This window comes from Ruegeria sp. CDSA020 (assembly GCF_059612345.1).
The window spans coordinates 267,874-291,295 of record NZ_JBXWQK010000002.1; the positions used below are offsets into that span (position 1 = coordinate 267,874).

Annotated in this window: 19 protein-coding genes and 1 pseudogene; 14 read left to right on the forward strand and 6 right to left on the reverse strand. The window is 53.6% G+C overall.

From position 1 onward, the window contains the following. Positions 1 to 9: 9 nt before the first annotated feature. Positions 10 to 1,125, forward strand: coding sequence for a putative 2-aminoethylphosphonate ABC transporter ATP-binding protein (locus AC2FJW_RS04335; RefSeq protein ID WP_496749317.1), 1,116 nt, complete (start codon positions 10 to 12; stop codon positions 1,123 to 1,125). Further along, positions 1,122 to 3,143, forward strand: coding sequence for a putative 2-aminoethylphosphonate ABC transporter permease subunit (locus AC2FJW_RS04340; RefSeq protein WP_281973208.1), 2,022 nt, complete (start codon positions 1,122 to 1,124; stop codon positions 3,141 to 3,143). Before AC2FJW_RS04335 ends, AC2FJW_RS04340 begins: the two co-directional genes overlap by 4 nt. Positions 3,144 to 3,175: 32 nt before the next feature. Here the strand turns inward: AC2FJW_RS04340 and AC2FJW_RS04345 are convergent, their stop codons facing one another. Then, positions 3,176 to 4,066: a LysR substrate-binding domain-containing protein gene (locus AC2FJW_RS04345; RefSeq protein ID WP_496749318.1), complete on the reverse strand. Its 891-nt coding sequence runs from the start codon at positions 4,064 to 4,066 to the stop codon at positions 3,176 to 3,178. Positions 4,067 to 4,185: 119 nt separating this feature from the next. Here AC2FJW_RS04345 and AC2FJW_RS04350 point away from each other — a divergent pair, with 119 nt between their 5' ends. The 6 genes and pseudogenes from AC2FJW_RS04350 to AC2FJW_RS04375 all read left to right on the forward strand — a co-directional run. Beyond that, positions 4,186 to 5,373: a 2-aminoethylphosphonate--pyruvate transaminase gene (locus tag AC2FJW_RS04350; RefSeq protein ID WP_281995490.1), complete on the forward strand. Its 1,188-nt coding sequence runs from the start codon at positions 4,186 to 4,188 to the stop codon at positions 5,371 to 5,373. A 19-nt stretch (positions 5,374 to 5,392) separates the two neighbouring features. After that, a complete protein-coding gene (gene phnA, locus AC2FJW_RS04355; RefSeq protein WP_142637684.1) occupies positions 5,393 to 6,637 on the forward strand; it encodes a phosphonoacetate hydrolase in 1,245 nt (414 codons plus the stop codon). A gap of 3 nt (positions 6,638 to 6,640) precedes the next feature. Then, complete coding sequence (phnY, locus tag AC2FJW_RS04360; protein ID WP_496749319.1) at positions 6,641 to 8,104, forward strand: phosphonoacetaldehyde dehydrogenase; 1,464 nt, start codon at positions 6,641 to 6,643, stop codon at positions 8,102 to 8,104. Positions 8,105 to 8,206: 102 nt separating this feature from the next. Continuing rightward, positions 8,207 to 9,559, forward strand: coding sequence for a (R)-1-hydroxy-2-aminoethylphosphonate ammonia-lyase (gene pbfA / locus AC2FJW_RS04365; protein WP_281973209.1), 1,353 nt, complete (start codon positions 8,207 to 8,209; stop codon positions 9,557 to 9,559). Between the two features lie 304 nt (positions 9,560 to 9,863). After that, positions 9,864 to 11,528: a Na/Pi cotransporter family protein gene (locus tag AC2FJW_RS04370; protein WP_496749320.1), complete on the forward strand. Its 1,665-nt coding sequence runs from the start codon at positions 9,864 to 9,866 to the stop codon at positions 11,526 to 11,528. Positions 11,529 to 11,716: 188 nt separating this feature from the next. After that, positions 11,717 to 12,146: pseudogene (locus AC2FJW_RS04375) on the forward strand (DDE-type integrase/transposase/recombinase); the annotation flags it as partial. An 82-nt stretch (positions 12,147 to 12,228) separates the two neighbouring features. Here the strand turns inward: AC2FJW_RS04375 and AC2FJW_RS04380 are convergent. After that, positions 12,229 to 13,797 carry a trimethylamine methyltransferase family protein gene (locus AC2FJW_RS04380; RefSeq protein ID WP_496749321.1) on the reverse strand — a complete coding sequence of 523 codons (1,569 nt, stop codon included), beginning with the start codon at positions 13,795 to 13,797 and terminating at the stop codon, positions 12,229 to 12,231. 102 nt (positions 13,798 to 13,899) lie between these two features. On the opposite strand from AC2FJW_RS04380, the gene AC2FJW_RS04385 reads away from it, so the two are divergent. From AC2FJW_RS04385 to AC2FJW_RS04395, 3 genes are all read left to right on the forward strand, one after another. After that, positions 13,900 to 14,772, forward strand: coding sequence for a LysR substrate-binding domain-containing protein (locus AC2FJW_RS04385; protein ID WP_496749322.1), 873 nt, complete (start codon positions 13,900 to 13,902; stop codon positions 14,770 to 14,772). A 92-nt stretch (positions 14,773 to 14,864) separates the two neighbouring features. Continuing rightward, positions 14,865 to 15,383, forward strand: coding sequence for a dihydrofolate reductase family protein (locus AC2FJW_RS04390; RefSeq protein ID WP_496749323.1), 519 nt, complete (start codon positions 14,865 to 14,867; stop codon positions 15,381 to 15,383). Next, on the forward strand, positions 15,380 to 15,952 hold the full coding sequence (locus tag AC2FJW_RS04395) for a TetR/AcrR family transcriptional regulator (RefSeq protein ID WP_496749324.1): 573 nt from the start codon (positions 15,380 to 15,382) through the stop codon (positions 15,950 to 15,952). The genes AC2FJW_RS04390 and AC2FJW_RS04395 overlap by 4 nt, the downstream gene beginning before the upstream one ends. 251 nt (positions 15,953 to 16,203) lie before the next feature. Here the strand turns inward: AC2FJW_RS04395 and AC2FJW_RS04400 are convergent, their stop codons facing one another. Further along, positions 16,204 to 16,896: an MOSC domain-containing protein gene (locus AC2FJW_RS04400; protein WP_496749325.1), complete on the reverse strand. Its 693-nt coding sequence runs from the start codon at positions 16,894 to 16,896 to the stop codon at positions 16,204 to 16,206. Beyond that, complete coding sequence (locus AC2FJW_RS04405) at positions 16,893 to 17,438, reverse strand: MarR family winged helix-turn-helix transcriptional regulator (protein WP_496749326.1); 546 nt, start codon at positions 17,436 to 17,438, stop codon at positions 16,893 to 16,895. Before AC2FJW_RS04405 ends, AC2FJW_RS04400 begins: the two co-directional genes overlap by 4 nt. Positions 17,439 to 17,524: 86 nt before the next feature. On the opposite strand from AC2FJW_RS04405, the gene AC2FJW_RS04410 reads away from it, so the two are divergent. Further along, positions 17,525 to 18,274 (forward strand): hypothetical protein, encoded by a 750-nt coding sequence (locus tag AC2FJW_RS04410; RefSeq protein WP_496692043.1) that lies wholly within the window; start codon positions 17,525 to 17,527, stop codon positions 18,272 to 18,274. A gap of 280 nt (positions 18,275 to 18,554) precedes the next feature. Continuing rightward, positions 18,555 to 18,857 carry a TlpA family protein disulfide reductase gene (locus tag AC2FJW_RS04415; protein ID WP_496749327.1) on the forward strand — a complete coding sequence of 101 codons (303 nt, stop codon included), beginning with the start codon at positions 18,555 to 18,557 and terminating at the stop codon, positions 18,855 to 18,857. 169 nt (positions 18,858 to 19,026) lie between these two features. Here AC2FJW_RS04415 and AC2FJW_RS04420 read toward each other — a convergent pair whose 3' ends face one another. Continuing rightward, positions 19,027 to 20,487 (reverse strand): catalase, encoded by a 1,461-nt coding sequence (locus AC2FJW_RS04420; RefSeq protein ID WP_496749328.1) that lies wholly within the window; start codon positions 20,485 to 20,487, stop codon positions 19,027 to 19,029. 96 nt (positions 20,488 to 20,583) lie between these two features. On the opposite strand from AC2FJW_RS04420, the gene AC2FJW_RS04425 reads away from it, so the two are divergent. Continuing rightward, the gene (locus AC2FJW_RS04425) at positions 20,584 to 21,528 is read left to right on the forward strand and encodes a hydrogen peroxide-inducible genes activator (protein WP_496749329.1); all 945 of its coding nucleotides are present in this window, start codon (positions 20,584 to 20,586) and stop codon (positions 21,526 to 21,528) included. 482 nt (positions 21,529 to 22,010) lie between these two features. On the opposite strand, the gene AC2FJW_RS04430 is transcribed toward AC2FJW_RS04425, so the two are convergent. Next, positions 22,011 to 23,420 carry an AMP-binding protein gene (locus AC2FJW_RS04430; protein ID WP_496749330.1) on the reverse strand — a complete coding sequence of 470 codons (1,410 nt, stop codon included), beginning with the start codon at positions 23,418 to 23,420 and terminating at the stop codon, positions 22,011 to 22,013. Positions 23,421 to 23,422 lie beyond the last annotated feature (2 nt).

The following is a 23,422-nucleotide window of genomic DNA, read 5'->3' on the forward strand; positions in this document are numbered from 1 at the left end:
ACCGCTCCCGTGCTTCAGAAAACCCCACCCGGTGAACTGTATCTAAGCATCCAGAATTTGTGGAAGGCGTTCGGCAGCTTTCTTGCACTCAAGGACATATCCCTCGAAATCAACGAAGGCGAATTTGTCTGCTTTCTGGGGCCGTCGGGTTGCGGCAAAACAACCTTGCTCCGGGCGATTGCGGGTCTCGATCTGCAAACCAAGGGCACTGTCATGCAAGACGGCAAGGATGTGTCAAATCTGCCGCCGTCAGAGCGTGATTTCGGGATTGTTTTCCAGTCCTACGCCTTGTTCCCGAACTTGACGATCGAAAAGAACATTGCTTTCGGCCTGGAAAACACTGGTCGCAGCAAATCGGATATTGCCGTTCGTGTCAGCGAACTGCTTCATTTGGTCGGGCTGCCTGAACAGGGTAAAAAGTATCCTGCACAATTGTCCGGTGGCCAGCAGCAGCGAATTGCGCTGGCCCGCGCCATTGCGACCAACCCCGGTCTCTTGTTGCTGGATGAGCCGCTTTCGGCATTGGACGCAAAGGTGCGGGTCCATCTACGTCACGAAATCAAAGAGCTGCAGCGCAAACTGGGTGTGACTACTGTGATGGTTACGCATGATCAGGAAGAAGCGCTGGCGATGGCGGACCGGATCGTGGTCATGAATCATGGGGTTATCGAGCAGGTGGGGTCACCTACAGAAATTTACCGAGAACCCGCAAACTTGTTCGTGGCAGACTTCATCGGAGAAATGAACCAGATCCAGTCTCAGGTCACCAAGGGTGGTCGACTGAGCGTCGGCGAAAAGACCTTTGCGTGCCTCAACCACACGTTCAACGACGGAATGCCAGCGATTGCGGCGATCCGACCCGAGGATATCATCCCGCATGAGGCTGGTTATCTCGATACCGGCGGCAACAGGAATTGCATCGACGTCACTCTCGATGAAATGGAATTCCTCGGTTCATTCTGGCGATGCCGCTTGAGCAACGAGCGATTTGGATCTTCGGAACTGATCGCAGATTTTTCGATCAATGCCGTGCGCCGCCTAGAACTGGAAGAGGGTAGGACCATGGTGATTGAACTGCCCGAAAACCGGCTAATGGCCTTTGATGTTCCGGAGACGGCAGCATGAGCGAGATTTCGACCAACCCGGGGACTCTTCCAGCCGGGCCTGACATCAAACCCAAGCTCAGCAGGGATGACATCCTGATGCGCGGCAGCATGTTCGTGATCGCACTCTATCTGGTCGCGACGTTGGTCCTGCCGCTTTACACGATGCTTTCCAAGTCATTCTCCACCTATCGGATGGAGTTGTCGCAATACGAGTTTCAGGTCAGTGACGAGGCGGGGCAATTTGACGGAACCATCCTGTCAGCCGACACACTGAACGAACAAATCGGGGCTTTTTCAGGCACCGATCTGTCTACCGGCTCAGACGGGCGACTATCGGTAACCGAGCTTTTTCCCGATTTCAGCTTTCGCAGTCCGGTCATGTACCAAATCCGTAACACGAGCGACACCGGGCGGTTTCTTGTCGGTTCTACGCTGCAAGACAATACGGATTGGGTCACGCTCGATTCCAATCAGTTCCGGCGGGTTCAGCTGAGGCCAGTTCAATCGCGAGGCTTGGAAAATTTCGTCAACTACTTCTCAACCCCGGCACTGTTCAATTCTATCAAGAACTCCCTTTGGATTTCTGTAATTAGCACCATTGTCACAGTAACTTTGGCGTTCTGGTTCGCTTATGCGCTGAACCGGAGTTGCATGCGGTTCAAGGGTGTGTTTCGTCTGATTGCGATGGCTCCGATCCTGGTGCCTTCGCTGTTGCCCGGGATCGCGCTGGTCTATCTGTTCGGCAATCAGGGCATGATAAAAGAGTTGCTGTTCGGCGCCAGTATCTATGGTCCGATTGGCATCGTGATAGGCTCGGTGTTCTTCACCTTCCCGCACGCCTTCCTGATCATTTCAACGGCGCTGGCGATCTCTGATGCACGACTATACGAAGCTGCAGTCAGCCTGCGTTCAACGCCGTGGCGTACTTTTTGGACGGTCACCGTTCCCGGCGCGCGATATGGTCTGATCTCGGCCGCTTTCGTTGTATTTAATCTGGTCATAACCGATTTTGGTCTGCCAAAAGTGATTGGAGGTCAGTTCAACGTTCTGGCGGTTGATATCTACAAGCAGGTGATCGGCCAGCAGAACTTTGAAATGGGTGCCGTAGTCTCGGTCGTTCTGGTGATCCCGGCAATCCTGGCGTTCGCGATCGACCGCATGGTGCAATCAAAGCAGGTTGCCTTATTGTCGGCCCGGTCGGTCCCTTACCAGCCAACCCCAAATCGAAAGGCAGATCGGTTCTTTCTAGTCTATTGCTGTCTGATCGGTTTGTTCATCGTTGGGCTGCTGGCTGTGTGCCAATTCGCAGCGCTAATCAAGTTTTGGCCCTACGACCTGAGCCTGAGCCTGAAGAACTACGATTTCAACAAGATGGATGGTGGCGGTTGGGGCTCTTACATTAACTCGATCAAGCTGGCGCTTTTGACAGCGGTGATCGGTACTTCAGTCGTCTTCTTTGGTGCATATCTGGTTGAAAAGTCGAACGGGTTCAGAACAGGTCGATCGATCTTTCAGATGTTCGCGATGCTGCCAATGGCGATCCCGGGCATGGTACTGGGCCTGTCATACATCTTCTTCTTCAATAGCCCGTCTAATCCGCTGAACGGTATCTACGGAACAATGGCAATTTTGGTGATCTGTACGGTGACACACTTCTATACTGTGTCGCACCTGACGGCAGTGACAGCGCTCAAGCAGATGGACAGAGAATTCGAGTCGGTATCAGCCTCGCTCAAGCAACCGACGATGAAGTTGTTTGCCCGTGTCACGGTCCCTGTTTGCCTGCCAGCCGTGCTGGACATATCAATCTATCTGTTCGTAAACGCAATGACGACGGTATCTGCGGTTGTGTTCCTATACTCGCCCAAAACCACGTTGGCATCTATTGCAGTGCTAAACATGGACGATGCGGGCGATATTGCGCCAGCTGCCGCAATGGGGATGATGATCTTCTACACAAACGCCGCAGCGCGGATCATCCACCTGATTGCTTCCAAAGGCGTCCTTGGCCGCACGCAAGCCTGGCGAACTCGCTAACAAGAAGGCCCATTTAGGCATCTCCCCACCGATCACTGATTGGTGGGGTTTTGTTTTTCTTCTAGAACAGAATTGGCGAATTTCATGAAGGCGCGAATGGTCTTCACCTCACGCCGTTGGGAGAGATAGATCATACTTTCTCCCATTTGCAGGTCGACGTCTTGCAGCTTGATTTGTCTGAGACGGTCGTCGTGACCGTATTCTGCCTGGGACACGAACCCGATACCTGCACCTGATGCCACCAACTCTCTGACGGCCTCTCTTCCTTCGGCCACAATTGCCGGTTTCAGCGACACCCCCCGTTTACTGGCTTCATCTTCGAGCTTTTGACGTGTTTTTGATCCCTGTTCCCTGAAGATGAGAGGCAACTCCGCCAGCTCTGCGAGGGACAATGTAGGTTTTGAGGCGAGAAGCAAACTGCGGGCCGTGAATGCCACGATCTCGGTCGAACCGAGGCTAAGAACGCTCATGTCCTTGCCGGGAGACACGCTGCCAACAACACCAATTTCTGCATTGTAAGATCTGAGCTCCTCCAAAATGTCCTCGGTGTTGCCAGCGCGAACGGTAATCGTAATGTTTGAATATTTTTCTCGGAACGGCCCCAGAAAGTCGGTCAAGTGGTGCGCGGAATCGGCAAGGATCCGCAGCTCGCCGTCGATCGCAGCCCTCGTTTCAGACAGATAGTCCTCGATCTGATCCTCGATCTCAAAATACTGCTTGGTGTACCGGTAAAGCTGCGTCCCCTCCGGGGTTAGGTTCACTCTTTTTCGCTCACGCTTGAACAACAACAAATCATGATCCTGCTCAAGTTTGCGAACCTGCTCTGAGATTGCTGGCTGCGTCAAAAAAAGCGCCTCTGCAGCACGCGAAAACCCACCATATTTGGCCACGAAATGAAAGGCTTTGAGCTGGCTATGTCGCATTTCAAACTCCTGAAGGTTCGAGCATAGGCTGAGCTTATAATTAGATTGATATTTGCAATTTCACATATAGCTGCGGTTGCTGCAACTGTGTCTTTGAAACGTTGATCTGGAGCTTGGTTATGACGTCTTCTTTTCCTCAAATTGAACAACCGCGTCTCGGCGAGCCCTATCTACTAACTCCTGGCCCCTTGACCACGTCATACGCCGTGAAAGAAGCCATGTTGAGGGATTGGGGAAGCTGGGATGATGACTTCCGGGGTATGACCCAGGAGTTGCGCTCCAGTCTTTTGGCATTGCTTGGCGAGGGCGCCGATGAGTTTGACTGTGTACCGATGCAGGGGAGCGGATCGTTTTCAGTAGAGGCGATGCTGGCTTCGTTCATTCCGCGCGATGGCAAGGCATTGGTGCTGGCCAATGGCGCTTACGGTCAACGCTCGGCGCAAACGCTCGAGTATCTGGAACGCGATCATGTTGTCTTGGACAAGGGCGACTATCTGCCGCCGCGTGGTTCAGAAGTTGCCGAGATTCTGGCGAATGATTCCGCGATCACCCATGTCGTTGCTATCCACTGCGAAACAAGCTCGGGCATTCTGAATCCGGTAGAGGAAATATCGGAGGCGGTTTACGCCGCTGGTCGCAAGCTTCTTGTCGACTCAATGTCAGCCTTTGGTGCGATCGAGTTGAAGCCTACGGAAGTCCGCTATGAGGCAATGGTTTCGTCCGCCAACAAGTGTATTGAGGGTGTTCCGGGGTTTGGGTTCATAATCGCGCGCAAGAACGAGCTTGAGGATGCCAAGGGTAACAGTCATTCGCTGTCTCTGGACGTTCACGCGCAGTGGGCGCATATGAACAAAACCGGTCAATGGCGATTTACGCCACCCACCCATGTGGTTGCCGCTTTCATCGAAGCCCTCAGGGCACATGCGGCTGAGGGCGGCGTTTCCGGTCGCGGAGCCCGATACACCAGCAACAGGGATGTTGTGGTCGCCGGCATGCGTGAGCTGGGTTTCGAAACTCTGCTCGACAATCGCTGGCTGAGCCCAATCATCGTAACATTCTTCTGCCCGGCCGATGAAAACTTTGTCTTTGATCAGTTCTACAATCTGATGAAAGAAAAAGGGTTCATCATTTACCCGGGCAAGTTGACCGTCGTCGACAGCTTCCGCGTTGGGTGCATCGGTCAGATGGACGACAAGGTTATGCGGAAAGTTGTAATTGCCGCCAAGGAAACTTTGGAAAAAATGGGTGTGTCGAGTGCCACACCTCCTCTCCAAGCTTTAGAAGAACGCGCCAAACTGGCCGCTTAAGGATCAAGGAACAAACCAAATGACCATCCACACCCCTGTTGAAGCCAACGAGCGTGTCTACCCGATGCCCAAAGTGCCCGCCATTGCCATCTGCCTTGACGGCTGTGAGCCAGAATACCTGGACAAAGCTATTGCTGACGGTCTGATGCCGACGCTCAAGCGGATGCGCGAAACCGGCACTGACCGGCTGGCTCATTCGGTGATCCCGTCGTTTACTAACCCTAACAACCTCAGCATTGCGACAGGCCGTCCGCCTATCGTGCACGGCATCTGTGGAAACTATCTGATTGATCCGGACAGTGGTGAAGAAGTGATGATGAACGATGTGCGTTTTTTGCGTGCACCGACCGTGTTCAAGCAGTTCTATGACGCTGGCGCCAAGGTGGCCATAGTCACCGCGAAGGACAAGCTGCGCGCGTTGTTGGGGGCGGGTCTGAAGTTCGACGACGACCGGGCCAAATGCTTCTCTGCGGAAAAGTCCGACACGTCGACCCAGGCTGAGCATGGTCAGGAGAAAGCAAGCGCATGGTTGGGCATGGCCCAACCCGAGGTCTATTCGGCAGAGTTGTCCGAGTTTGTCTTTGCTGCGGGTGTCAAGTTGCTGAAAGAGTGGAAACCAGATGTGATGTATCTGACCACCACTGACTACGTGCAGCACAAATACGCACCCGATCAGGCCGAGGCCAAGGCATTCTATGAGATGTTTGACAAATATCTGACCGAACTGGACGCCATGGGCGCTGCCATCGTGGTCACCGCCGACCACGGCATGAAGCCCAAGCACCACGCCGATGGCTCGCCCAGCGTAGTATATGTGCAGGATCTGGTGGATGAATGGCTGGGCAAGGACGCGGCCCGTGTCATCTTGCCGATCACGGACCCCTATGTGGTGCACCACGGCGCACTCGGGTCGTTTGCCACCTGCTATCTGCCCGAAGACGCGGATCGCAGCGACATCATCGGCAAACTGAAAGCCACAGCCGGCATCACCCACGTGTTGACCAAGGAAGAAGCGATCAAGCGTTTTGAACTGCCCGGTGACCGCATTGGTGATATTGTGATGGTCTCGGGTGAGAACATCTGTATCGGTACCTCTGAAGACCGCCACGATCTGGCCGCTCTCAACGAGCCGCTGCGCAGCCACGGCGGACTGACCGAGCAGGAAGTTCCTTTCATCGTAAACCGGGTTATCGACTTGGGGACTGCGCCCGAGTTGCGCAATTTTGATGCGTTTTTCTATGCAACCACAGCGGCGGCGCAGTAATCCATGAAAGATCAAACCATGTCGAAAATCGAAATCCGCAATGAAGGAATGCGCATCGGGGGCGAGATCGTCTTTACCGACGAAACGGTGCCGGTTCTGTACCCATACACAAACGAGATTGTCGGGCATGTACCCGCCGGCAAGGCAGAACATGCGCGCAAAGCGTTCGAAGTCGCGGCGAATTACACTCCAAAGCTCACACGGTATGAGCGCAGCCAGATCCTGCAGCGTGCGGGCGAGTTGATTGGTGAACGTCGTGAATACCTTGCCAAATGGCTGACGTTGGAACTGGGTATCTGTCACCAGCATGCGATTTATGAGACCAAGCGTGCGCAAGATGTCTATCAGTTCGCCGCCGCTGAGGCGATGAAGGATGATGGCGAGATCTTTTCATGCGACCTGACCCATAATGGCAAAGATCGAAAAATATTCACCATGCGCGAGCCGGTGAATGCGATTTCGGCAATCACACCATTCAATCATCCACTTAACATGGTCAGCCACAAGATCGCGCCATCAATCGCGACCAACAACTGCATGGTGTGTAAGCCGACGGAGCTGACGCCACTGACGGCGCTGACATTAGCTGACATCCTCTACGACGCGGGTCTACCACCCGAGATGTTCCAAGTGGTTACCGGCTGGCCAGGTGACATTGGCGATGAGATGATCACCAATGACAACATCGACATCATCACATTCACCGGCGGCGTGCCGGTGGGTAAGATGATCGCCGAAAAAGGCGTTTACAAGCGGCAAGCTCTGGAACTGGGGGGCAATGACCCTCTGATCGTTTTGAACGATCTTTCTGACGCGGACCTTGAGAAGGCCGCGACCATTGCTGTGGCAGGCGCCACCGGCAATTCGGGTCAGCGCTGCACTGCGATCAAACGTATTCTGGTGCAAGAAAGCGTGGCCGACAAGTTTGTGCCATTGGTTCTGGAAAAGGCGAAGAAGATCAAGTTCGGCGACCCACAAGACCCCGAGACCGAACTGGGCTGTGTCATCCATGACAAGGCAGCTGAACTGTTCGAAAAACGCGTTTACATGGCCGAGGCCGACGGCGCAGAAATCCTCTATCATCCGGGCCGTCAGGGTGCACTACTGCCGCCCATCGTGGTCGATAAGGTCCCCCATGACAGCGAGCTGGTGATGGAAGAAACCTTTGGCCCCATTGTGCCCATCGTTCGGGTTCCGGACAATGACGACGAGGTGATGCGTATTTCGAACGGTACCGAATTCGGCCTCAGCTCAGGCGTCTGTACGAACGACTTGAACCGTGCGATTGCCTTTATCAACGGTCTAAACGTGGGCACCTGCAACATTTGGGAACAACCCGGATACCGTATCGAGATGTCCCCCTTCGGAGGCATCAAGGACAGCGGTAATGGGGTTAAAGAAGGTGTCATCGAGGCAATGAAGTTTTTTACTAACGTAAAAACTTACTCGCTGCCCTGGCCACGCTAGTTTTTGTGCCCCGACCCGGGTCGGGGCACCACAAGTTCCTCCCTGGTACTGGCGGACTTTGCGAGGTCCGCATTTTTTCACAAGCGGCGTTGAGGAAAAAGCATGTCACAAATCGTCCACACGGAAGGCGAATCCAATACTTCCAGCGCGCGAAAAGCATGGATGAAGGAATCTATAGGGCCTAAATCTTCACCCTTGCTGAAACGCGACGCTAACGCGTTTCTCCACCAGTCACTGTCCTCGCCATGCGTTAGCACCATTGCCAAGGCTGAGGGGATTTGGGTCGAAGACCTGGACGGCCGCCGTTACATGGATTTCCATGGCAATTCAGTGCATCATATCGGTTACGGACATCCCCGTTTGATCACCGCGATCAAGGCGCAACTGGATGACCTGTCTTTCGCACCCCGTCGCTTCACCAATGATCCCGCGGTTGAATTGGCCGAAAAGCTCGCCGAAATCGCGCCAGACGACCTTGGGAAGATGCTGTTTACGACCGGCGGCTCTGATGCAAACGAGGTTGCTCTCAAGATAGCGCGCGCTGCCACCGGTCGGTTCAAAACAATTAGCTTCTGGGATGCCTTCCACGGTGCCGGTTTTGGCGCCGCAAGCGTCGGCGGCGAGGCGACATTTCGCAGCCATATAGCCGGCCCGCTTCTGCCGGGTGCAGAGCACGTGGCACCTTTTGCCTGTTACCGATGCCCGTACAATCACGCCGGCCCAGATACCTGTGGGTTGGCTTGTGCAAAAATGGTCGAGTTCGTTCTAGAACGCGAGGGAGACGTGGCTGCGGTCATCGCTGAGCCTATGCGCGCGGTGCCTTATGTGCCGCCACCGGGCTTCTGGAAAGCTGTGCGGGAGGCATGTAATCGTCACGGGGCTCTCTTGATCATGGACGAGATTCCCACGGGGCTTGGAAAGACCGGCAAGATGTTTGCCTTTGAGCATGACGAGATTATCCCTGACATCGTCACCTTGGGTAAGGCACTTGGCGGAGGCATCCTGCCGATTGCAGCTTGTATCGCGCGAACCAAACTGGACGTCTGCGGAGACTTTGCCATTGGACATTATACACACGAAAAAAACCCCGTGACTGCACGCGCCGCGCTTACCACAATACAAATCATCGAAGATGAGGGGTTGGTTGACCGGGCGGCTGAGTTGGGCGAGCACGCTATGGATCGTCTGATGGGCGAGCTTCAGAATATCCCGATCGTCGGTGACATTCGCGGCCGTGGTCTGATGTTTGGTGTCGAAATTGTCGATGACCGTGCCGACAAGACACCTGGAAATGCACGAGCCGAGCGGATCTATTATGCTTGTTTGGAAGCTGGCCTAAGCTACAAAATCAGTCAGGGATGTGTGCTTACATTGTCACCGCCGCTAACGATCACGCGCAAGGATCTCGACTGTGCAATCGACATTGTTGTCAACGCGATTAAGGACGAATGTTGATCTTTGTGGCCATACCTTTAGAGCAAAACACGCCGTTGCTCTCTCTGCTTCCAGGAAAACAGTGGTCAATGGACGTGGAGATCAATTCTCAATTATGGCGCCAAGGGCCACTGCCTACCACCAAGAAAGTGAATGCGTTTTCCCGGTGGAACAGGCGCGTCCGATTTATTTCAGAAAACTCGGGCGCTGAGCGTTTTATCGAAATTACTCGGCCGCAAAATCACCGGGTCGGTCTCCGGTCGTTGGTTGGCAAGATTGCAGCGCACCCTGTTATTCCAAGCAAACCGTGGGAGTGAGGTAGAGCATGGCGATAGTCAGCTTTTTAATCAGCCTTGCTGGCGCGACGATGTTGCTGCTTTTTGCAGTTCGAATGGTACGCACTGGAATTGAGCGCAGCTATGGAGCGTCGTTCCAGCGCGTTTTGACGCGACAGCACAGTTACCTGCAGGCCTCACTTGTGGGTCTGATGATGGCGGTTGTACTGCAAAGTTCGGCGGCAGTGGCGCTGTTGACCTCTGGGTTTGCTGCCAGTGGAATGTTGAGTTTTCCTGCCGGTCTGGCGATTGTGCTCGGAGGCGATCTGGGTTCAGCACTGATCATCCAGATTCTTACGTTCCGGTTGGACTGGCTTATTCCAATGCTGCTGGCGATTGGAGGCTATCTATTCGTCAAGACCGAAACCAAAAAAGCCCGACAACTAGGGCGCATTCTGATGGGCGTTGCCTTTATCCTGATCTCACTTCGGTTCCTTCGTGAGGCGATGGACCCAATTCGGGACAGTGCATTTTTACCCGCAGTGGCGGATTACTTGTCGCGCGACTATATCACTGCATTTCTTGTCGGGAGTGCCTTAGCCTTCGTCATGCATTCCTCGGTAGCGGCCATCCTTATGTGTGTGACACTTGTGCAAATTGGAGCGATCCCATTTGCCGCCGGAATGTCTTTGGTTTTTGGCGCGAACTTTGGCTCGGCCTTCATTCCGGTATGGCTAACCCGAGGAATGCCAGTGACTGCCCGACGAATACCCTATGCAAATTTGGCGCTGCGAGGCAGTTGGGCGTTGGCTAGTTTGTTTGCAGCAAATTTTGCCCTACGAACCGGGCTTTTGGGCGACCCGCAAGGGGGGCAAATGCTAGTCAATGTGCATCTTGCTTTCAACCTGTCGCTTTTGGTTTTAGCCCTTCCGTTTTGTGGAAACTGGCAGAACTTGTTTGAAAGGCTCTTGCCAGACCAGCAGAAAGTACAGAAGTCGCAACCCGCACAACCGGTCAGCGCATTGGACATGGAAGACGTGGCAAATCCCAATCAGGCCTTGCCGAGCCTCAAGCGTGAGCTGCTGCGGATGAGCGATCTTCTCGAAACCATGTTCCGTCCTGCTCTTGAACTTTACCGCAGCGGAGACAAAGAACAGATCCGGTCAGTTCAGGCCATTGACGAGGACGTAAACCGGTGCCTCTCGGGTATTCGAGCCTTTGTCGCCGCGATACCGCCTGAGCTATATGAAAAACACGATGCTAAAACCGCGCGCAACCTAATGGAGTTTGCGATCAGGCTTGAAACGGCGGGTGACGTTGTCGCCAAACGCCTGACTGTATTGGCCGGTGAAATGCGGGCCAAAGGCTCAAGTTTTTCGCAAGATGGCTGGTCTGAACTTGTTCAGATGCATGAAGGTATTCTTGCAAACATGAAACTGGCATCAAATGTACTTGTTTCAGACGATCTGGAAAGCGCCCGGCTTCTCAGCCTTGAGAAAACCGAAATCAAACGCGTGGAACGTGAAAGCCGCAAGCGTCACCTGCGCCGGTTGCAGCACGGAACAACGGAAAGCTTCGAAACCAGTGATATTCATCTAGAGACTTTGCGGGCTTTCCGGGAGTTCAACAGTCATATTGCATCGATTGCTTACCCGGTCCTTTACCAGAACGGTCAACTTCTCGAGACACGATTGATCAACGAAATTGCTGAATAGGCCCGGGCCGGTCTCAATGCGAAGACAAGAAAAGCGCGAGAACAAAGGCGACTGGAAACACCGAAGTGATTTCGTTCTCGAAATCAAATTTTGAAATTGTTCAGTGTCTTCAAAATCCTGAGCCCAGCACTGCGCAAAGAAATCTATTTCAGATCAGAAGAACCGGTTTCTCCTACGCTGAAAATTGCTGGCTCTGGCGGACGGTAGATGCAGACGGCGTTTTACTCGATATTCTGGTGCAAACCAACGGAACGCCAAAGTGGCCAAGCCCTTTCTGAGGCGATTGATAGACCGATTTGGTCAGCCGCGCGTTGTCATTACCGACATACTACGTAGCCATATCAAATCAATCTGCGATTTGGCTCCGAATGCCAACCTCCAGGTGCACAAGGGTCTAAGTAACCGGATTGAAGGATCCCACCAATCAACCCGAAAACGCGAAAAGATCATCGGTCCCGACAAGTCACTCTGGCAGACTCAGAGATTTCTGGTTGCCCATGACCAGATCACCATCAGCTCCCGTCTCCCCGCTATCAACTTACTTCAGCTTTATACCACCATGCCCGATCAGATGCCTTCCAGTTTTGGATCAGCTATGCCCGCGAAATGTCCTCCTGACGACATAGGCGCCGACGTTCTTCAATCTTGCTCAAGCAAGTTGGCAATCCCGGCAGAGTTCTTGGGTATTGGGTATTCGGTTCTAGTACCATTCATCCGGCATTCGCGCTTTGCGCTCTGACACGAAGTCTTCAAGCGCGGCTTGTATGCCGGGTTTCATTTCAGGACGCTGGTAATCGTTCAACATCTGATGCCACCGCGCGGTGGCGCGTTGGTCTGACGTGAGAGCACCATTTTCAGACCAGGTCTCGAATGGCCCTGCGTCAGAAATTTGTGGCTCATAATTTGCTGCCGCATAGTGGCGCAGCGTGTGTTTGGTCGATAGGAAATTTTCGCCCGGGCCCGTTTCAAAATAGGCATCACGGCCAAAGGCCTCTTCATCCGTTTCGAAGCCCTGCAACAGTTTCAGCATCGCGCCACAGTGGTCTAGATCCATGATGAATTTCTCGTAGGACATCACAAGCCCACCTTCGAGCCAGCCTGCCGCATGCCAGACCTGATGGGCTCCGGACAAAAGCGTGGACCACATGGCACCTGTGCTGTCCTGCATAGCGTGCCCGTCTGGCGCATTGGAGGCGGTGATCTGCCCACCGCCAGAGCGCACAGGTACGCCAAGCCTTCGTCCCAATTGTGTCAGCGCCATCGTGGTCATGTTCGCTTCGGGCGATCCAAAGGTCAGAGCGCCCGTGCGCAAGTTCATTGTGGAGTGGAACGAGCCGAACACCACCGGACAACCGGGGCGCACCAGTTGCGCAAGCGCAATGCCAACCATCGCTTCTGCCAGAGTTTGCGCCGCCACCGCCGCCGGCGAAAGCGGCCCCATGGCACCCGCGAAAATCGCAGGGGAGACGCAGACACATTGGCCTGCCTCCGCATAGATACGCAGAGCCGACGACATGGTATCATCATAAACCAGCGGCGAATTGACGTTGATATTTGCCTGCATCACCGCGTGGCGCTCCATGAAGTCGCGTCCAAAGACGAGGCGTGCCATCTCGATACTGTCACGCACGCGCTCGGGTGCCGTAACAGAGCCCATAAAGGGCTTGGTTGAGAGTGTCAGATGCGCCAGCATCATGTCCAAATGCCGTTTATTCACCGGCACATCTGTCGGCTCGACAACCGTGCCGCCGGAATGATGCAAGGCAGCCGCACTGTAGGCCAGTTTGACGAAATTGCGGAAATCCTTCAGCGTCGAATATCGTCGGCCCTTCACCAGATCGCTGACAAAGGGAGAGCCGTATCCCGGCATCAGCACAACGTTGTCACCGCCAAGTGTCACCGTTCTGACCGGGTCTCGGCCATGCAACTGAAATTCACCTGGGGCCGTAGCACAAAGCGCACGGACATGACCCGGTTCAAACCGCACGCGTTCGCCATCGAGGCGGGCACCCGTTTGGGCGAAGTGATCCAGTGCCGTTCGATCCCCCCGAAATTCGACGCCAATATTGCTTAGAATCCAGTCGGCTTGATCTTCGATCCGGGCCAATACCGTTTCACTTAGTAGATTGTATGCAGGTATCCTGCGACCCGTGAACGGTGTGCTCTCAGAAGGGGCAATACTACGGGCCAAGCGGCGTCTGCGCGCGCGGCCGCGGTGCCCCGCCGGTGTCGGTGTTTCTGCTATTGCGTTCAACGAGTCCAACGTCATTTCATCGCTCCACGAGCTTGAATGCTGTTTTCGACCTTAAAAACATGTTTGAAAATCGAAAAAAACTACTCTTAGCGTTTGGAAAATTTGTACACTAAGAATATGAGTACCCGATTTCATCACCATGACTTACTCAGGCTATTTGCTGAGATTGCTCGTTATTCCAGCTTCTCGACGGCAGCATCGGCGCTCAACATGACAAAGGGCGCCATCAGCTATCAGATCAAAACGCTTGAAGCCGATCTTGGAATGATCCTGTTCCAGCGCACATCGCGTGGTGTCACACTCACTGGTGAAGGATTAAAACTGCTCGCGATCTGTCAGACCCGATACGAAGAAATCGAAGCTGAAATTCATGCGTTAAAGGGGATTTCAACGCGTTCTCTAACCGTTGGGGTCTCGACCTATTTCGCTGCGCGCTGGCTGTCGCCACGCCTGATGTCATTCATGCAAAGCCACCCGGACGTACAGATTCGCATTCAACCGATGATCGAGTTTTCACAAGCTGAGATGCAGGATGTGGATCTTGCAATCAGGTGGGGTAACGGGAATTGGATCGGCGGCACCGTTACTCCGTTCATGCCCATGCCGCCCTATCCTGTGGGTGACCGGGCGGCAGCTGACCTAGTGATAGAGTTAGGAATGAAAGAGGCAATATCGCATCTTACGCTACTGAGAGATCGTGATGACAGCAACGCCTGGTCTGATTGGCTGAACGTCGCAAAGCTTCCCCGACAATCAAGGAGAGATGCGCTAATCGTTCCTGACCCAAATGTCCGGGTGCAAGCAGTCATCGACGGACAGGGAATAGCTTTGATGGATGATCTGGTTCGGGACGATCTAAATGCTGAAAGACTGTTTCGGTTGTCGGAAACCGATCTGCCCGACTATGGGTATTTTTTGGTTCAACCGTATAGCTCCGCTCCAACCGGCGCAGTACAGTCCTTCTCGGACTGGATTCTGGGTCAATCGTAGCAGTCATTCCCCTTGAGTATCCTCAGAGCCGTTATTATACGGCATATAAATAAAATACAGGGACCCAGAGGATGCCCACAGGACATATCATGATGGCAATGAGCCTAGACGGTTTTGTCGCAAGGCCAGATCACAGGCTGGACTGGTTGGAAAAGCAACCCACTGCAGACGAAGATCACGGGTTTGTCGCGTTTCAGAGTAGCGTCGACGTGATCGTGATGGGGTCCGGATCGTACCGGACAGTTCTGGGATTCGGGGAGTGGCCTTACAAGAAACCGGTGGTGGTTCTCAGTCGCTCAATGAAGCCCTCAGGCATTCCAGATGAGCTGCGCGAAAGAGTTGAAGTTTCAGACAAAACACCCACCGATTTGATGGAGGACTTTGGCGCGCGTGGTTACAATCGAGTTTATGTGGATGGCGGTGCAATCATCCAATCCTTCCTCAAAGCCGGGCTGATTGAGGACATGCGGATTACCTTGGTTCCCATTCTGATTGGTGAAGGCATTCGGATCTTTGGTGAAACAGAAGGTGACGTTGATCTGGAATTGGTTTCGGCTAGCAGCTTTTCCTCCGGTCTGGTAGATCTCGATTACAGACTGAAAACCAGGTGACGAAAGCTTCTCCACCAGGGCGACCGTCAAAGGCTGCACAGCGCCTTTCGAAGCAAGTGATCCTGCAGGCCGCATTGCCGATCGTCCAAAGCAAAGGTGTTGATGCGCTATCGTTTCGCATACTTGCCGATCAGCTTGACGTCACTCCGATGGCCGTGACCTATCACGCAGGTAGCAAGAAGCAACTATTGTCCGATCTGGTGGAACTTGCCTTTGCAGGCGTCTTGGATGGAGTGAATGGTGGCAACCCGGTCAAACGCGCCCGCTGCATTCTGGCGGCTTACTATGGTTGCGCTTTGAAGAACGCCAATCTACTCCGTGCAATCCTAGACGATGTAACGCTCATGAGCGCGGACCTCATGAACGTGGCCGAGGAATTAAAGGTCAGCACGGACCAACTCGAATACAGCGATGGCGGTGATGTTCTTGTTCACGTGCTGATCGACTATGCACATGGGTTTGTGCTCTCAGCCTCGAGCGGAGAAGACAATCCCCTGACAATAGACGATTTTCTGCGGGGGGTTGACTGGATTCTTGCGCAAGCGGCGGGTGACTTCGCGGAGACGTGATATGAAAACATGCCCATCAGAGGGTGTCCTCAAGCAATGAGCAGTTTGCGTCATTCAATTCTGACCCTAACGTCAAGTATTTCAGCCCCAAGGCTACTAACTTTCATCGAGGCTGAGGCTTATGTCTCAAATGAGTTCGGTTTGCCAAAGGACTGATAGTAGGCGGTTAGCTGCTTTCGTGTTCTCGATTGTTTTCGGCTCGAGGAAGGTGCGTTATCGCCGACCACGGCTTAAATGCTTCATACGATGCCTCAGGCACCTAGCCTCGCCGATGTATCCTCTATGGCGTTGCCTTCCGCCATTCGGCAGAACGCTTGTCGCCAACCTTGAGCCAGTTCTTTCATCTGAGACAACACCTCTGCATCTTCTGGCAGAATGCGACGAGTCAACCTTGCACGTGTGACGGCCAATACAGACCAATTGGGATTTAACCTTTCAACCAAGGTGATCCGATCACCGGCGCCAACTTCACCCGGTTCCAGGACACGGTAGTACCATCCGGTTCGGCCCGTCTTCTGAAACTGGTAAGGCATTTCCTTGCGTCCCGTATGTAGCCCAAGTTTCCAGCACGGTTGCCGTCCCTGGCTAATTTGAACTACCGCCGTCCCGAGTGACAGGATGTCGCCGATGCAGAGGTTTTCCTCGGTCAGTCCCGTCGTAGAAATGTTCTCGCCAAACGCCGCTGGCACTGTGCCGGGTGCCATTAGGCCCTCTGCTTGCCAAGCCGAGTAGTGATCAAAAGCATAATGATGGATGGCTTTGTCTTCGCCTCCATGCACGGTCAAATCTGCCTGTGCATCCTCGGAAAATCCGAGCGAGGTAATCAACTGCCGCCCGTCCACCCTGTCTTTTTGAATGGCCGATGGCGGTTTGCCTTCCCAACAATCTTTGACCGCTCCGACAAATATGCCGTCGATGTTCGCCGATAAATCAAAATGGTTCATCTGGCTTTCTCGTGCTCGATACAGATCTTGTCTTTTTCACCGACGTCCAATGATACACCCAACAGTTTGCAGAAACCGTTTTCCGTCGTGGCATCATGGTATGTGCAGGATTTGCATTGGCCGAATGACCGACCTCCATTTGCGGCCAAAGCCAGACTGAGGCTTTGCATCAACCCCTGCTCAAGCATGGCTTGGTTTTCTACGGGTATATCTCCAATTGCCTGTGCAACAGGATTCGGTTGACGTACAATTTTGACCCCCTCCTTGGTCAGGTCATAAGAGATCGACCGTTGATCAAGCTCTTTGCGTTGCTCTTCTACATAGCCCTTGCGCGCCAAAGCCTTGAGCGTTTGTGACATCGTTCCACGGGTTGTTCCGATATACTCCGCAACTTGCGACGGCGAGCGCGAAAACATGTTCGCCTCTGCGAGGTATTCCAGCGCCATCCTCTGAGTCGGGTTCAAATCTCCCGCCCATCCTTCGGAAGCATCAATACGGGCCAAACGGTTGATTAGCGTGCGTATGCGGTGGTCTGTGTTCATAACACTTTTAGTAGCGAGTCGAAATTATAGTTGCAATGCATTTCTCACTATAGTAGCGACTCGATATTATTTGATTGGAGACACTCATGAAACTCTCAATGCTCACTTCCACTTTGGCGCTGGTCATCGGAGGCACGGCTCTTGCAGATGGGAACCATGCCATCCATCAAGATGGCGCCATCATATCTTCGCCGGACGCCAGTAAAGTCGCGGACTTTGACATTCTGGCAACGCATGCGCATCGCAATGGAAACACGGTCACTTTTCACATGACAACGAATGGAGCGGCTGGCGCCTCGGTTCCGGTGGCAACCGGAGAGGTCGGTGGATCAGACGTCTGGTCATATGTCTGGCCTACTTCTTTGGACCCTTCGGCCGTTGGGTTCGAAGGCGGCACAGGCATCCTTGCAATGGCCGCAACCAGTCATCCAGATTTTGATGACACACCGCTTTTTGACGAGAACGGCGACGGAGATCCGGCGAATGACGGTATCGAATGGCACAGCCACTGGGTTGTGTTGACCCCGACCGAAGCGTGCGGGCCCGACGCGCTTGCCGTACGGGACATCCCCGAAGGTTCCACGCCGAAGCTACCTGCAACATGGCCTGGGTTCCCGATCTTTCTGGACAGCCCAGGGTTTACACCGCTGTTTGATGGGCCCGAAATTGTGGTGAACGCAGGCTTTGCCAGCGACGTAGAACTGGATGGTGTCGCTTACGATGGTGTCACTTCTGCATTGCGAGTGAACGCTAACATCCATGCGCCCTTGCTGTGCGTCACAGATGTTTTCGACGTCGCATCCGGCGACCTGAGCCTGCCGGGGAAGCTTCACTGACATTCGACTACGCAGCCGCCGAACCCAAGACGGCTGCGTTTTATTGAGGGCAATGAAAATGCAAACACCAGAACTAGACGTTTCGGAATGGTTTAACACAGACACACCCCTAACCTTAGGCGGTCTAAGGGGACGGGTTGTTGTTATTGAGGCATTTCAAATGTTGTGCCCGGGATGCGTCCTGCATGGTATTCCCTTGGTGCAATCAATTCAAAAAACGTTTCCTGAAGAAAAGGTAGCCGTGATTGGCTTGCATACTGTGTTCGAGCATCACGACGCCATGACACCGGTGTCTCTGAAAGCCTTCCTGCATGAATATCGCATCACCTTCCCTGTCGGCGTGGACAGGCAGGGGGTGGGGCAATTGCCAAACACGATGTCCCGCTTTCGCATGCGCGGTACACCAAGCCTTGTCTTGTTGGATCAGTCGGGACGGATCGTTGTGCATCACCTTGGACAGGTCTCAGAACTGCAGTTGGGGTCTGAGATTGGCAGTCTTCTGACACGAGGGGCCGCATCGGTCACAAGCAATCCCGCCACCGTCAATCAAAACGAAGGCGCATCAGGTAGCTGCAATGTGTGAGCCGGCCAATGCGCCCGCGTATGGAAACCGTCTTTCCCCAAGGTCGTCGCCAAAAGGCTGTTTAGCCACACGCAGCGACGGAATACCCGATCACACCAAACGGTGCCCGCCGTCGAATACCCCGCAGTATCAGGCAAGCCCTCGAAGATCGGGGGCTTGCCAGTTGTCTTTACGCGGGGAACCCACTTTCATCGGTAAAACCAAGAGCCCTTGCTACACCGGCACCATATGCAGGATCTGCCTTGAGACAGTTCGATATGTGGCGGATCTGAATTTCTCTTTGTGCAGCCCCGATTGCGCTGGCAGTGTTTTCGAACAGTACTTCTTGCTGCTCTGGCGTCATCAAGCGGAACAAATCACCAGGCTGCGAGAAGTAGTCATCATCCTCGCGGTGGTTCCAATGATCCGCAGCACCTTCGATGGACAAAGGTGGTTCAGAGAAATCCGGTTGCTCGGACCATTCGCCATGCATGTTGGGCTCATAACCAATCCGAGATCCGGCATTGCCGTCGACCCTCATCGCGCCATCACGATGGTAGGAATGATACGGGCAACGAGGCGCATTCACAGGGATCTGGGAATGGTTGACACCCAACCGATACCGCTGAGTGTCACCATAAGAAAACAAACGTCCTTGCAACATCTTGTCCGGCGAAAAGCTGATACCAGGCACGATTGTAGAGGGGGCGAAGGCTGCTTGTTCAACCTCGGCAAAGTAGTTCTCAGGGTTCCGGTTCAATTCCAGCTCGCCAACCTCAATCAGCGGAAAATCCCCATGTGGCCAAACCTTGGTCAGATCAAACGGGTTGAGGTGATATGTACCCGCATCCTTCTCTGGCATGACTTGGACATAAAGCGTCCATTTAGGAAAATCACCGTTTTCAATGGCGTCAAAAAGATCTCGCTGATGGCTTTCACGGTCACCGGAGATGATCTGTGCTGCTTCCTCGTCGGTGAGGTTTTTTATCCCCTGTTGCGTTTTGAAATGGAATTTGACCCAGAACCGCTCGTTGTCCGAGTTGTTAAAGCTGAACGTGTGGCTGCCAAAGCCGTGCATGTGTCTGTAGGTGGCCGGAATCCCCCGGTCAGACATAACAATCGTCACCTGAAGCAAGGCTTCGGGAAGGCTGGTCCAGAAATCCCAATTGCTATCCGCACTGCGCATGTTCGTCCGCGGATCGCGTTTGACGGCATGGTTGAGATCGGGAAATTTCAGCGGATCGCGAAGGAAGAACACAGGGGTGTTGTTGCCCACAAGATCCCAGTTGCCCTCTTCCGTATAAAACTTGATAGCGAAGCCGCGGATATCCCGTTCTGCATCCGCTGCGCCGCGTTCCCCTGCAACGGTCGAGAACCGCAGGAAGAGATCCGTCTTCTTGCCAACATCAGAGAACATTTTGGCACGCGTATACTGGGTGATGTCATGGGTCACTTTGAATGTACCGTAAGCGCCAGACCCTTTGGCATGCATCCGACGTTCTGGGATCACCTCGCGATCAAAGTGGGCCATCTTCTCGAGAAACCAAACATCTTGAAGCAGCGCAGGTCCACGCGGCCCCGCCGTCAGTGTGTGTTGGTTGTCAGGCACTGGCGCGCCAAATGCGGTGGTCAGCTTCGATTTACTGGTCATGTCAATCTCCTGAGTTGGTATTGGCAGGACAAAACCGAAAACCGCCAAATTACTCCAACTTATATAAATTATCCGATCGATAATCAGAGGTGATGCATGGTTAGAAGAACCTCAGTCGCCGGCCTTTCACTCAGAGATCTTGAGTACATTCAAAGCATTGCCGAAGAAGGTCATTTTGGCCGGGCGGCTGATATCTGTGGGGTTTCACAACCTGCAATCAGCCAACAGGTATCCAAGCTGGAGGCGCGTCTTGGCTTTTCGATATTCGAACGCCACGGACGGCATATTTCGTTGACGCAAAATGGCCAGATAGTTCTGCAAAAAGCAGAAATCCTTCTGACAGAGGCCCGTGAACTGCTGGAATTGTCGCTGAGCCTAAGTGACAATCTGGAGGGAGAGTTGAAATTTGGGGTACTTCCAACACTTGGGCCTTACTTGCTGCCGCTTATCCTCAAGTCTCTCAAAAATGCGTACCCCAATCTCCAGTTGTCATTGTTCGAAGAACCCACTCACGTTCTTGAAGAGATGCTCGTCAGGAGGACGCTGGACGCTGCACTGATTGCGACGGCCCCGAAACAGCTTGTACTGAGAGCGCTTCCGTTGTTTCACGAACCATTTGTTTTTGCCTGCCCCAAGGATCTGAACTTCAGACCCAATGAGAAAGTTCGCTGGTCCAAGGTTCTGTCCTCTCAGCTCGTTCTGCTTTCTCAAGAGCACTGCCTAAGAGATCAGACCGTAGCATTCTGCGACCGGATTGACCGACCTGGACAGAGGGTGGCGAGCAGCCTTGAAATGCTCCGGCAAATGGTCGCACTCGGAGAGGGTTGTGCGCTGTTTCCGGCATTGTCTGTGAGTGGCCCTGATCGTTTCGGCGGCTTGGCAACGACACATCCCATTGCTGATGGGATCTTTGGCCGTTCTATCAGATTGGCATGGCGCGACAGCGACCCGCGCGCAGGGTCGCTTGAACATTTCGGGACTTTCATTCAGACGCTTATGGCCGCTCCGGATATGACGCGATATTTGAACGGAAATACCTAGAACGAGACCAGCCAAGGTTGGGATAGGCTTTGCTGATGACGTGGGTGCCTCCTCCTGACGAAATCGCAACGTGCCAATGTGATGTTTTTTAAGCCATCAACAAAGCCACCCAAAGATCAAATTCGGCTGATGCCCTACATTGAGGCGCCTTCTGACGTCGAACGTTCATCACATTTCTAGCCCAACTGTGACGGTTGGTTCAGGTTCATTCAATTCTGACCGAAACATCAAGCATTTCTAACCCAGAACGAACAACAACCCCTCATCGACGCTGCGATAAATGTCTCAAATGAGCCCGACCTGTCCCTTGCGCTTTCTCACAGCCAACTTGCAGTGGGAGAAATAGTCATTCATGCGGCGAGCAGCTATGCTGGCACTGGTTTTTCATAAGCACCCGGACTTTCCTGCCTTTCGGTTGGAAGGCAAAAAGTGTGCTCGACCACGGTTTTCCGTTGGAGCTCTTAAGGTGAAAATCCTGTGATTTAGTAACCCAATAATTGAGTGAGTTTTTTCCGATCAACTTTGGACCTGTGCCGTTTGTCCATAGGCATTTTTTTCACATGGGTCACATTGGCAACACCGAATTCCTGCGCCAGGCTATTCCAGTTTGAAAGCTGATCCGCGTCGCCTTCAATGCATAAAATCGGACGCCCATCGAAGCTCATGAGCGCGCTGTTCGCCACGCTCGGCCATTGCCGGGCAGCTACTTCGATTGCAAAAGGAAAGGTTTGACCAGCCGGGGTTGTCACATCGCTCCCCAGTCTGCCCCACAGCCACAAACGCCCCTGATCATCTAACCGACCCGCGTCGCCGGTTCGATGCCAAATCGTAGTGCCGTCTTTGATTTTGTTTTCCTTGGAGTGTGCGAGATCAAGATAGCCATCATTTACATGATCGCCCGCCACCTGAACTTCATCTTCCTGAATTCGGAGTTTGATTTGCGAAACCGGATGCCCAACAAGAAGCCCCTTGCCCGCCGCCATTTCAAGTTGATCAACTTCGGTGATTTCCCGCGCATCAAGATGCGCAATCGGTTCAGCTTCAGTCGACCCATAGACACAGACCACGTCCAGATCGGAATTGGCGAGAAGCCTTTCAATCAGGTCAGGGAATACCGGACCGCCGCCGGTGAAGACTGTGTGCAGCCGGCCCGTATCTTTACGCTGTGCAAGTTTTTCGCACAACGACGGAGGTATCAAAAGACGGGTCACTTGCTGCTTCGATATCCAGCCCGCAAACTGTTCGGAGGATAGTCGATCCAGATTACTCATTCTCCAATTCGGCAGAACTGTCGTGCGCCCAGCCGCCAGGTTGATCAGGGTGAACACCGGGAACGCTACCAGATCCCGTTCAACTGCATCACTGTCCAGAAGCGGCGCAATGGCATCATGTTGTGCCATCAGAAACGCGTGGCTGCGGGGGATGGCCTTGGCCTGACCTGTAGTGCCGGATGTAAAGGAAATGAGCGCCGTGTCACCGTCTTGAACGGGCGCGACGCTCAGATCACCCCGGGCGGTGCCTGGTAGCAAAAGGCGCAGCCTCAAGAGTTCCGGCACAACAAACCTGAGCAACGCAAAATAACCCGACGCGCAAAAAGCCTTGGGCCGGGTCGTTCTCGCTGCATGACGCAGCCCCGCGAGTCCCATCGCGGGTTCAGGCAAAACCACAGTTGCGCCCAACAACCACAAGGCCGCAAGACTAGCGTAGAGATCAGCGTTGACCGGCATCGCCAGAAGAACGCGGTCGCCACGCCCAATCCCCTTACGTCTCCACTTTCTAGCTATTTGCTGCGCGCGTATCTGCACATCACGAAAGGTGACTTCGCGACCGCTGCCTTCAACAATGGCCGTCCGGTCCGGGTGTCTATCAACCGCTACGGCAAATTGATCCAACA